Genomic DNA, 10869 nt, shown 5'->3' with positions numbered 1-10869 from the left:
ACGTGCACTTCACCTCCGCCGCCCGCCAGGTCGCCGTGGACCTGCATATCCCGGCGGGCCGCACCCTGGCCCTGATCGGCCCCAACGGCTCGGGCAAATCGACCGTATGTGAGGTGCTCGCTGGCCTGCTGGACGCCACCGGCGGGGAGGTCCGCCTGGGTGAGCGGGTGGTGGACGGCCCGGACGGGTTCGTGCCCGCCGGGCGGCGCGGGGTGGCCCTGTTGGCCCAGGCACCGGGCGTGTTTCCCCACCTGTCGGTGCTGGACAACGTCGCCTTCGGCCCACGGTGCCAGGGCGCCTCTCGCGCTGCCGCCCGGGACCTGGCGGCGGCGGAGCTGGCCGCGGTCGGTGCCACGCACTTGGCGGCGCGACGCGGGGATGAGCTGTCCGGCGGGCAGGCGGCCCGGGTAGCCCTGGCCCGTGCCCTGGCCACCCGCCCGGAGGTGCTAGTGCTGGATGAACCGACCGCCGCGATCGACGTCGCCGCCCGTCAGGAACTGCGCTGTCTGGTGGCCCGCCGCGCTGCCCAGTCCGCGCTGACGGTCCTGCTGGTCACGCATGACGTGGCGGAGGTGGCCGCCCTGGCCGACGACGTAGCCGTCCTGGACCGCGGGCGGGTGGTCGAGTCCGGCCCCGCCGCCCGGGTGCTGGCGGCCCCGGCGACCGCCTTTACCGCCCGGCTGACCGGGACGACGCTGCTGCGCGGCACGCTCACCGGCACCCCGGATCAGCCGGTCCTTCGCCTGGGCGACGGTACCGAGGTGGTGGCCGCCCCCTTGGAAGAGGCTGCAGACCGTGCGGGCTTCCACCTCGACCGGTCGGCGGCGGCACTGCTGCCGCCCGAGGCGGTCGCGGTCTACCCCAGCCCCGCAGACGGCCCCGAAATCAGCCGGGCGACGGCGGGCAGCCCCCGCAACACCCTGCGCGCCACGGTGCGCGAGGTGAGCGGCAACGGCGGGTTGATGGCGGTGGTGCTGGAACTGGGCGACGGGCAGCTCCTGCGCGGCCTGCTTACGGCGGCGGCGGTCGCGGAGCTGGGACTGCGCCCGGGCCGCCAGGTGACGGCCGTGATCAAGGCCGCCCAGGTCCGCCTGGTGCCCGCAGCCCCAGCAGCCACATGAGGTAGAGCCCGCCGCATGCGGCCGCCAGCAGCCCTACCGGAATCTGGAAGGGGGCCAGCAGTCGCTGCGCCAGCAGATCGGCGACCACAAGCAGCGCGGCACCCATGGCGGCGGAGACGGACAGTGTCAGCCCCGCCGTCCGGGCCAACCGCTGCGCCAGCTGGGGCGCGGCCAGCGCCAGGAATCCGATAGGCCCGGCCACGGAAACGCATAGGGCCGCGAGCACGACCCCGTAGCCGACCATGGCGGCGCGCACCCGCCCCACGCCGAGCCCCAGGGAGGCGGCGGCGTCGTCGCCCAGCTCCAGGACGGCGGCGGGCCGGCCGACCCAGGCCGCCAATGGGATTAGCACGGCGGCCGCCGCTGCCAGGGGCCGCACCTGTGTCCAGGTGATGGCGTTTAAGGAGCCGTACTGCCAGGCGCGGGCGACCTCGGCCTCCTGGATGGTGGCGCGCGAGAGCAGGTAGTCGTTGAGCGCGGAGAGCGTCTGGGACAGGGCGACGCCGGCGAGCACCAGGTTCTCGCCGGCGCCCCCACGGCGCATGGCCACCGCAACGACGACGGTGGCGGTGGCGAAGCCGCCGGCGGTGGTGCCCAGGGCGATGGTCGCAGTGGAGGAGGCGGCGGAGACCAGGATGACGAGCAGGCCGCCGGTGGTGGCGCCGGTGGTGAAGCCGACGATGTCGGGGCTGCCCAGCGGATTGCGCGACAGGCTTTGGAAGACGGCGCCGGAGATGGCCAGCATGGCACCGATCAGGACGGCCGCGATGACGCGGGGCAGCCGCTGGCCCAGCACGATGAACCGGTCCAGGTCGCTGCCGCCGCCGGCCAGGACGCGCAGCGCGTCGGCGGCGGACAGGGTGTAGGCGCCGGTGAGCAGCGTGTAGACGCCGGCCGCTGCGGCCACCGCCACCAGCACCGCCGCCACAGCCAGGGCGCGGCGGCGCACCAGCAGGCTGCCCGCACCCGGGCGCAGCAGGAGGCGGTCGGCCGGCGGCCCGGCTGCGTACGGGGATTTGGAGCGCTTGGCGGCGACGCCGTCGGGCGGCGCGGCCGCCCCATCCGGGGAAGCGGGGCTACCCGCCCGGCGCGGGGCCGCGCTCACCGGGTCACCTCACCGCGTCGCAGCACCATGGCCAACAGCACGGGTCCGCCGATGAAGGCGGTGACCACGCCGGCCTCCAGCTCGTCGGGGCGGATCAGGACGCGCCCCACGATGTCCGCGGTCAGCAACAGGATCGGCCCGGCCACTGCTGAGGCCGCCAGCAGCCGCCGCTGATCGGCGCCCAGGACCAGCCGCAGCACATGGGGCACCACCAGCCCGACGAAGGAAATGGGGCCGACCGCCGCAGTCGCCGCCCCACACAGCAGGGTGATCGCGGCCAGGGCGAGTGCCCGGGCGCGTCCCAGCCGGGCACCGAGCGCGATGGCCTGCTCGTCCCCCAGGGCCAGAACGTTGAAGGTGTGCCCGGACAAGAGGGCGAGCGCCAGTCCCACCGCCAGGAATGGGGCCACCCAGGCCAGCAGGGCGGCGTCGCGGCCCTCGAGGGCACCCACCACCCAGAAGCGGTAGGAGTCGAAGGCGCTGGTGTCATACATGGTGATGGTGCCGGTGATGGCGTTCAGGCTGGCACCCAGGGCGATTCCGGCCAGCACCAGGCGGGTCGGGCCGGCCTCACGGCTGCGGCGCGCCATGAGCTGAACCAGGCCGGCGGCGAGCGCCGCGCCGGCGAAGGCGAACCAGAGGTAGCCGGAGACGGTGGTGATGCCGCCCAGCCAGACGGACAGCACCACTGCTAGGGAGGCGCCGGCGTTCACCCCGAGGATGCCGGGCTCGGCCAGCGGGTTGCGGGTCAGGGCCTGCATCACCACTCCGGCGACGGCCAGGGCGGCGCCGGTGACGACGGCGAGGACGGTGCGGGGCAGGCGCAGCCGCCACACGATCAGGGAGGCCACCGTGTCATCGTGGGCGCGCAGCCCTTCCCACGCCTCGGCCACCCCCAGCGACCGGGAGCCAACGGCGAGGCTGAGCAGGCACAGGGCAACGAGCGTTCCGGCACCGACCAGCACCAGGCCGAGTTCCAGGACGGCCCGAGGCGCCGCGGAGCGGACACGGCTTGAAAAAAGAAGCACACCTTAGGATAGCCTCAGCATATGAATTCTCTGCTTTCGCGCCGCACCGCCCTGGGCATGCTCGGCGCCGCCGTCGCCATCCCCGTCATCGCCGCCTGCTCCGGCGCCACTACCTCCACCGCCACCGGATCTGCCTCCGCCGCGGCCGGGGCCACGGATACGGCCGCCTCCTCCGCGGCCGACGCCGCCGTCCCCACCACCATTCCCGAGGGCATGGGCTCCAGTCAGGGCGACGACGTCTTTCCCCGCACCGTCACCCACTTCCTGGGCGAGACCACCATTGACGCCGCCCCCGAGCGCGTGGTGATCATCTCCACCGGCCAGCTGGACGCAGCCCTGACGCTGGGGATCGTGCCGGTGGGCGCCACCTCCGGCGACGGGGCCGGCACCGTCCCCGACTACCTGCCCGCCGCCTTCCCCGACCACGTCGACGCCCTGGAGGCAGTCACCGACGTCGGCTCGCGCACCGAGCCGAGCGTGGAGGCGATCGCAGACCTGTCCCCCGACCTGATCCTGATGAACATCGCCGGCAAGGACGCCGAGTCCCTGTACGGCTCCCTGACCGAGATCGCCCCGACCGTTGCCACGCAGGGCACCGGACAGTACTGGAAGCAGGACTTCCTGCTGCTGGCCGACGCCCTGGGCAAGCCGGAGACGGCACAGGCCTGGCTGGACGCCTTCCATGCCGACGCCGCCTCCGCCGGCCAGGACATCACCGACGACGTGACCGTGTCTCTGCTGCGCAAGAACGGAGACCGCACCCGCATCTTCGGCGCCGTCTCCTTCGCCGGCTCGGTGCTGGCCGACATGGGCGTGGCCCGCCCGGATACCCAGACCTTCACCGACGACACCTCCGTTGACATCTCCGAGGAGCAGCTCGACCAGGCCGACGCCGACTGGATCCTGTTCGGCGTGCAGGGCGGAGACTCCTCCGAACTGACGGGCATGTCGCTGTGGCCGACGCTTTCGGCCGTGCAGGCCGACCAGGCCGTGCAGGTGGAGGACGAACCCTTCTTCCTCAACGCCGGCCCGACGGCGGCACGCTTTGTCCTGGACGCCGTCAGCACCACGGTGAGGTGACTCCGACCGCGAGCGGCGGGGCTCCCGCCGCAACCGCCGGGTTCGCCGCCGCTGAGCCCGCCCCGCGCCGGGGCGGGCTCCGGGCCGAGGCCCTGTACCTGTCCTACCACCCCGAGCACCCGGTCATATCCGACCTGAGTGTGCGCGTCGAGCCGGGCGCGGTAACCATGATTGTGGGGCCGAACGCCTGCGGGAAGTCCACGCTGCTGCGCGCACTCAGCCGGGTGCTGGCCCCCGACTCCGGGCAGGTGCTGCTCGACGGGAAGGACGCCACGGACATCCGCCCCAAGTCCTTCGCCCGGAGAGTGGGCATGCTGGCGCAGTCCTCGATCGCGCCGACGGGGATCACCGTGCATGAGCTGGTCGCCCGCGGCCGCTACCCCTACCAGTCCCTACTGCACCAGTGGTCGGGGCAGGACGACGAGGCGGTGACGGCGGCGATGGAGCGCACGCAGGTGACCGCTCTGGCTCGCAGGCGGGTCGCATCCCTGTCGGGCGGGCAGCGGCAGCGGGTGTGGATCGCCATGGCGCTGGCCCAGCGCACCGACGTGCTGCTGCTGGACGAGCCCACCACCTACCTGGACCTGGCGCATCAGGTGGACGTGCTGGAGCTGTGCCGGGAGCTGAACACCGAGCTGGGTACCACGATCGTGGCGGTGCTGCATGATCTGAATCAGGCGTGCCGCTACGCCGATCGGATCATTGCCATGCGCTCGGGCCGCATCCTGGCCAATGGGGCGCCGCGGGAGGTGATCACCCCGCAGCTGGTTGAGGAGGTGTTCGGCCTGCCGGTGCACGTGACCCCGGATCCGGTCACCGGCACCCCCCTGGTGCTGCCGCTGCCGCGCTGAGGCCGCCACTGCGGCAGCCATGTCCGCGATTCCCGGTCGGGCGGCAAGCAGGATGTGGAAATAGCTTGCGGCGTGGACGCTCGGAGCTGAGCCGACGTCGGCCGCTGCGCATGAAAATTCCGCGGCGTGTTGCCTGGCCCTGCCAATACCTGGTCGACGCCTGGCGTCTTGGAGCCCTCGGTTTTAGTCTGGGCGGCAACGGACAACCGGCGTGGGCTGTTCGCCCCGCATCATCCCGAATCGAGGAGTTTTCGTGACTGCCACTGCCCTGCCCGAGACCATGCGCGCTGTGATCATGCGCGGCCCCGGCGACGTCGTCGTGGAGGACGTGGAGGTGCCCCGCGTGGTCAAGCCGACCGACGTCGTCATCAAGCTGGCCGCCGCCTGCATCTGCGGCTCCGACCTGTGGCCCTACCGCGGCCTGGAGCCCGTGGAGAACCGCCCTATGGGGCATGAGTATGTGGGCACCATCGTGGAGGCCGGCGAGGAGGTCAAGACCCTCAAGGTCGGCGACTTCGTGATCGGCTCCTTCATGCTGTCGGACGGCACCTGCGAGATCTGCCAGGCCGGCTACCCGTCCCGCTGCGCCAACGCCGGCCACTACACCGGGTCCCAGGCGCAGTACATGCGTGTGGAACTGGCCGACGGCTCGCTGGTGGCCGTGCCCGGCGGCGAGCCCGAGGACCCCGACCGCCTGGCCGACTACCTGGCCGCCTCCGACGTGCTGGGCACCGGCTGGTTCGGTGCGGTGGCCGCCGAGGCCGGGCCCGGCAAGACCATCGCCGTCGTCGGTGACGGCGCCGTGGGCCTTTCCGCGGTGCTGGCCGCCAAGACGCTCGGTGCCGAGAAGGTCATCGTCTTCTCCCGGCACGAGGACCGCGCCGCCCTGGCCCGCGAGTTCGGCGCCGACGTCGTCATCGCGGAGCGCGGCGAGGAGGGCGCCGCCAAAGTCAAGGAGCTGACCGACGGCTACGGCGCCCACGGCGTGGTGGAGGCCGTCGGTAACCAGGTCTCCATGGACCAGGCCATCGCCTCCTGCCGGCCCGGCGGCTACGTCGGCTTCGTCGGTGTGAGCCACGATCAGCAGATCGAGGGCCTGGGCCTGTTCTTCTCCCAGGTGCACCTGCACGGCGGGCCCGCCCCGGTGCGCCGCTTCCTGCCCGACCTGATCAGGCGCATCCAGGCCGACGAGATCCACCCCGGCAAGGTCTTCACCACCCGCATCCCGCTCGACGACGCCGCCGAGGGCTACAAGGCCATGGACGAGCGCCGCGAGATCAAGGTCCTGCTCGAGGTCTGAGCGAATGGCATCCACGGGTCAACCGCAGGGGGCGGCGGCGTCGCCGGAACACGCGTCGGGCGACGCCGCCGCCCTCGGCCCGCAGGACCTTGTGGCCCACACGGCCGCAGGACTGCCGATCCCCAGTGGCTCGCCGCTCGCCACGGTCGCCGGACGGGCGACGCAGGAGGCTCTGCGGGTGACGGCCGAACTCAACGGGCCCTACCACTCCCCTGCCGAGGTTCAGGAGCTCTTCGCGCGCCTGACCGGTACGCCGGTGAACCGGACGCTGGGCCTGGTGCCGCCCTTCCACACGGATTTCGGCCGCAACATTCATATCGGACGCAACGTCTTCATCAACGCCGGCTGCTGCTTCCAGGATCAGGGCGGCATCACCATCGGAGACCGTGTGCTGATCGGCCACCGCGTGGTGCTGGCGACCCTCAACCACGCCGAGCCGGTCGCCGAGCGCGGCACGCTGCTGCCGGCCCCCATCTCCATCGGCGACGACGTGTGGATCGGGGCGGGCGCCGTCGTCTGCCCCGGCGTGAGCATCGGGGCCGGTGCGATCGTGGCCGCAGGAGCGGTGGTCACCCGGGACGTGCCCGCGGGCGTTGTAGTGGGCGGCGTGCCCGCCCGGGTGCTGCGCGAGGTGAAAACGGTGTCGGATGCGCAATGACATTTTGATGGAGTACTTCGTAGACTGGATGCATTACAATCGTTGAGTTTTCCGACGGTGATCTGAAGCGTCTTGGCGAGTTGTGTCAGCGCTTCGGCATCGCGACCCTGGATGTTTTCGGGTCGGTTGCGCGCGGCCAGGCCAGCTCTTCCAGCGACATCGACCTGCTTTACCAGCTTCAGCCCGGCCGGAGCCTCGGTTGGGAGGAAGACCTGACCGATGAACTCGCCGCCCTCTTCGGCCAGCCGGTGGATCTGGTCTCCCGCCGCTCCCTGCACCCGTTAATCCGAGAACAGGTCCTTGCCGACGCGGAGACACTCTATGCCGCGGCCTGACAATCTCTTCCTTCATGAGATGCGGGACGCCGTGTCACGGATACACCAAGTCATCGGAAACTTGAGCACCGAGGGGATCGCCGCGGATCCGCTGCGGACCGACGCGCTGATGTGGAACTACACCGTACTCGGCGAAGCGGCAAACAAAGTCTCCCGGGAGTTTCGCAACGCCCACCCAGAGATTGTCTGGCATCGCCCCATCGGCCTGCGCAACCGGATCATCCACGGATACTGGTCGATCGACATTGACGTGCTCGTCACGACCGCGGAGCGCGAGCTCCAGGGGCGGGCCGGGGCCGGTACTCTCTAGCGTGCTGGCCACCCTGGCCGGAGCGCCGGCGCAGTAGATCTTGGTGAGCACGCGGGCCTCAACCGCCCCAGGGCCGGGTCAGAGCCGAACGGGGCCACGCTCACACCTAACGCTGCCCGCAGCTCGGCCTCAACACATCGGACCCATCAGCGAGACAACGTGCGACGAGCCTGACCGGACTACACGATGACGGCCTACGCCTCCGCGCACGCTTAACCATCGGGCAAACTTCAGCGTTTCGCATGATTCTGCGGTTTGATTCGCCAACTCCGGGACAGCGGGAAAGCTCCTGCGTGCGCCGAGGTGCTCGGCGCACGCAGGAGCTGCTTCGACGATTTCCGCCGGTTTTATCGGTCCCGCGTAATTACAACGAAAACCTCAGGTTCGGGGGTCTGGCCCGACAGCGTAAGCGTGCGGCGGTCATCTGGCCGACGGCCGAGTCGGAAATGATGAAGCTGAAGACGATCAGGGCCGCGCTCATGGCACCACCACCAGGTGGCCAGGGTGCGGTGCAGGTAGAGCATGGCGGGCATCCGCGAGACGAGCACCGGAGCCCCGCGTACATGCCCCGCCCCGGACATGCGCGCCCGAATCGGGTGCGGCTCGGCCCGGCCGCCGCGGGATCGGACCAGTAGCCGTCTACCCTCGTGCCATGAGCAGCAACGCCGGTTCCTCTCCCACGCCGCCCGCCGCGGAGCGCCGTTGGCGCGACGACCTGCACCTGGCGCACACCATCGCCGACCAGGTGGACCCGCTCACTCAGGCACGCTTCGACGCCCAGGACTTCGAGGTGGAGACCAAGCCCGACCTGACCCCCGTCACGGAGGCCGACCGTGAGACCGAGCGGCTGATCCGCGACTACCTGGCCCGCGCCCGCACTCGCGACTCCGTTCTCGGAGAGGAGTTCGGCACCACCGGCCACTCCCCCCGCCAGTGGGTGATCGACCCGATCGACGGGACCAAGAACTTCGTGCGGGGCGTGCCCGTGTGGGCCACGCTCATCAGCCTGGTCGAGGACGGCGAGGTCGTCGTCGGCCTGGTCTCCGCGCCCGCACTGGGGCGGCGCTGGTGGGCGGTGCGGGGCGGCGGCGCCTGGACCGGCCGCTCTCTGGCCTCGGCCCGCCAGTTGCACGTGTCCAGCGTGGCGAGTCTGGAGGACGCCTCCCTGTCCTACTCCTCGCTGTCCGGCTGGGCCGAGCACCGACGGCTGCGCGGCATGCTGTCGCTGATGCAGGCCTGCTGGCGCACCCGCGCCTACGGGGACTTCTGGTCCTACATGCTCCTGGCCGAGGGCGCGGTGGACCTGGCGGCTGAGCCGGAGTTGGAACTGTACGACATGGGTGCGCTGGTGCCGATCGTCACCGAGGCGGGCGGCCGTTTCACCTCCCTGGCCGGTGAGCCGGGCCCCTGGGGCGGCAGCGCCGTCGCCACCAACACCCTGCTGCACGAGGCGGTGCTGGAGCACCTGTCGGCCGAGACCGACTGACCCGGGCGACGACGCCGGGCGGGCTGCAGTCTGGTGCGTGCCGGAGCACCGTCAGCGAGTGCCGTCATCGAGCACCGTCATCGGTCCCGGGAAGCTGGACGCGGTTGCCTCCGGCGGACAGACGCCGCTGAGGCCGGTTCCACATCCCCGGGCGCGCACGAGGCGGCCTCCGCCCGGTAGCCTCTCAGGGAACTTACTGCACCCGATCCCTGGGAGCCTCATGAACTGGCTGCACGCCGTCATCCTCGGCATTGTCGAGGGCATCACCGAGTTCCTGCCCGTGTCCTCCACCGGGCACCTCAATATCGTCGAGAAGCTCCTCGGCCACAACATCAACGACGTCGGCATGACCGCATTCACCGCGGTCATCCAGGTCGGCGCGATCCTGGCGGCCGTCATCTACTTCTGGGGCGACATCGTGCGCATCGTGACCGCCTGGTTCAAGGGCCTCGCCAGTACCGAGGCGCGCAACGATCCCGACTACACGCTCGGTTGGGGCATCATCCTCGGCTCGATCCCCGTGGCCGTGGTGGGGCTACTGCTGAAGGACTTCATTGAGGTGACCTCCCGGTCCCTGTGGGTGATCGCCGGAGCGCTGATCCTGTGGTCCGGCGTCATGTGGCTGGCGGACCGGCGCAGCGACGGCCCGGCCGGTGCCGCCCACAGCTCCGCAGGTAAGGGCATGCGTGAGGTAACTATCAAGGACGCCCTGATCATCGGCACCTTCCAGGCGCTCTCACCGGTGCTGCCCGGGATCTCCCGCTCGGGGGCGACGATCTCCGCGGGTCTGTTCCTGCGCTTTGACCGAGTAACGGCCACGCGGCTGTCCTTCTTCATGGGCATTCCGGCGCTGCTGGCTGCCGGCGCCCTGGAAGCGGTCACCGCCGCCGGGGAAATCTCGGCGACCGTCGGCTGGGGGGCCACGGCGATCGCCACGGTTGTGTCCGGGCTGGTGGCCTACGCGACCATCGCCTGGCTGTTGCGCTTCGTCTCCTCCAACAAATTCACCGGCTTCCTCATCTACCGCGTGCTCCTCGGCCTGTTGATCATCGTGCTGGTGAGCACGGGCACTATCGCGGCTTGACGGGGCCGGGTAATACGCAGGGGCGCTCCGCATAATCGGGGTGGAGTACGGCGGCGGAGCCCGACGCCGCCGCGTTCCCGTCCCCCGCGCGACCTGGCAGCCACCAACCAACCACCAACAGGGTCGGCGACACCCTCAAAGCACTACACAACCGGTGTCCAAACACCCCCACCAGCGGTGCCTGATCCGCGCACACCGCGCCACCATGCGGAACCTGACACTGCTACACCCCAAGACCACCCCGGCAAGGCCCTACTACGCCACTCCCGCAGGCCGAAGGGCATCTCCGCTGCTGACCAGGCCACCGGCTGGCCAACACCCCTGAACGACCACGCCACCCAGTACCGGTCCTGGCCGAACCCTCGCACCACCACCGTCCGTGGCCAGGTACAAGAAAAGCCCCACCACCGGCGGGGCCCTGACTCGTGAGTCTGCGTGGAGCTAGGGGGATTCGAACCCCCGACCTCTTCCATGCCATGGAAGCGCGCTACCAACTGCGCCATAGCCCCTC

General features: G+C 70.8%; 11 protein-coding genes and 1 tRNA gene. 9 read left to right on the top strand and 3 right to left on the bottom strand.

The window, feature by feature from the left end:
• Positions 1 to 1121: ABC transporter ATP-binding protein (locus tag GZ997_RS07110; RefSeq protein WP_203234078.1), on the top strand; the 1121-nt coding region annotated here is incomplete at its 5' end.
• On the opposite strand, the gene GZ997_RS07105 is transcribed toward GZ997_RS07110, so the two are convergent.
• Together GZ997_RS07105 and GZ997_RS07100 are read right to left on the bottom strand one after the other, a co-directional pair.
• Complete coding sequence (locus GZ997_RS07105) at positions 1072 to 2055, bottom strand: iron chelate uptake ABC transporter family permease subunit (RefSeq protein WP_238994339.1); 984 nt, start codon at positions 2053 to 2055, stop codon at positions 1072 to 1074. The two genes, GZ997_RS07110 and GZ997_RS07105, sit on opposite strands and share 50 nt — an antisense overlap.
• A gap of 167 nt (positions 2056 to 2222) precedes the next feature.
• Entirely contained in the window at positions 2223 to 3206 is a 984-nt protein-coding gene (locus tag GZ997_RS07100) for an iron ABC transporter permease (RefSeq protein WP_203234085.1), read from the bottom strand.
• 69 nt (positions 3207 to 3275) lie between these two features.
• Between GZ997_RS07100 and GZ997_RS07095 the strand changes: the two genes are divergently transcribed.
• The 8 genes from GZ997_RS07095 (at position 3276) to GZ997_RS07060 (ending at position 10358) form a co-directional block, all read left to right on the top strand.
• Positions 3276 to 4334 (top strand): iron-siderophore ABC transporter substrate-binding protein, encoded by a 1059-nt coding sequence (locus tag GZ997_RS07095; RefSeq protein WP_162679395.1) that lies wholly within the window; start codon positions 3276 to 3278, stop codon positions 4332 to 4334.
• A 92-nt stretch (positions 4335 to 4426) separates the two neighbouring features.
• Positions 4427 to 5185: an ABC transporter ATP-binding protein gene (locus GZ997_RS07090; RefSeq protein WP_203234084.1), complete on the top strand. Its 759-nt coding sequence runs from the start codon at positions 4427 to 4429 to the stop codon at positions 5183 to 5185.
• A 280-nt stretch (positions 5186 to 5465) separates the two neighbouring features.
• Positions 5466 to 6485, top strand: a complete 1020-nt coding sequence (locus tag GZ997_RS07085; RefSeq protein ID WP_162679460.1) for a zinc-binding dehydrogenase — start codon at positions 5466 to 5468, stop codon at positions 6483 to 6485.
• Between the two features lie 4 nt (positions 6486 to 6489).
• Complete coding sequence (locus tag GZ997_RS07080) at positions 6490 to 7143, top strand: DapH/DapD/GlmU-related protein (RefSeq protein WP_162679393.1); 654 nt, start codon at positions 6490 to 6492, stop codon at positions 7141 to 7143.
• Positions 7144 to 7223: 80 nt separating this feature from the next.
• Positions 7224 to 7478, top strand: coding sequence for a nucleotidyltransferase domain-containing protein (locus tag GZ997_RS07075; protein WP_203234077.1), 255 nt, complete (start codon positions 7224 to 7226; stop codon positions 7476 to 7478).
• Positions 7465 to 7788 carry a HepT-like ribonuclease domain-containing protein gene (locus GZ997_RS07070; protein WP_162679392.1) on the top strand — a complete coding sequence of 108 codons (324 nt, stop codon included), beginning with the start codon at positions 7465 to 7467 and terminating at the stop codon, positions 7786 to 7788. The genes GZ997_RS07075 and GZ997_RS07070 overlap by 14 nt, the downstream gene beginning before the upstream one ends.
• Before the next feature lie 652 nt (positions 7789 to 8440).
• On the top strand, positions 8441 to 9274 hold the full coding sequence (gene hisN, locus GZ997_RS07065; protein WP_162679391.1) for a histidinol-phosphatase: 834 nt from the start codon (positions 8441 to 8443) through the stop codon (positions 9272 to 9274).
• Between the two features lie 220 nt (positions 9275 to 9494).
• Positions 9495 to 10358: an undecaprenyl-diphosphate phosphatase gene (locus tag GZ997_RS07060; protein ID WP_161923800.1), complete on the top strand. Its 864-nt coding sequence runs from the start codon at positions 9495 to 9497 to the stop codon at positions 10356 to 10358.
• Between the two features lie 436 nt (positions 10359 to 10794).
• On the opposite strand, the gene GZ997_RS07055 is transcribed toward GZ997_RS07060, so the two are convergent.
• Positions 10795 to 10867: transfer RNA gene (locus tag GZ997_RS07055), tRNA-Ala, on the bottom strand.
• Positions 10868 to 10869 lie beyond the last annotated feature (2 nt).

This window comes from Actinomyces sp. 565, assembly GCF_010365615.1.
GTDB lineage: Bacteria > Actinomycetota > Actinomycetes > Actinomycetales > Actinomycetaceae > Actinomyces.
This window is presented reverse-complemented; position numbering and strand designations above follow the sequence as displayed.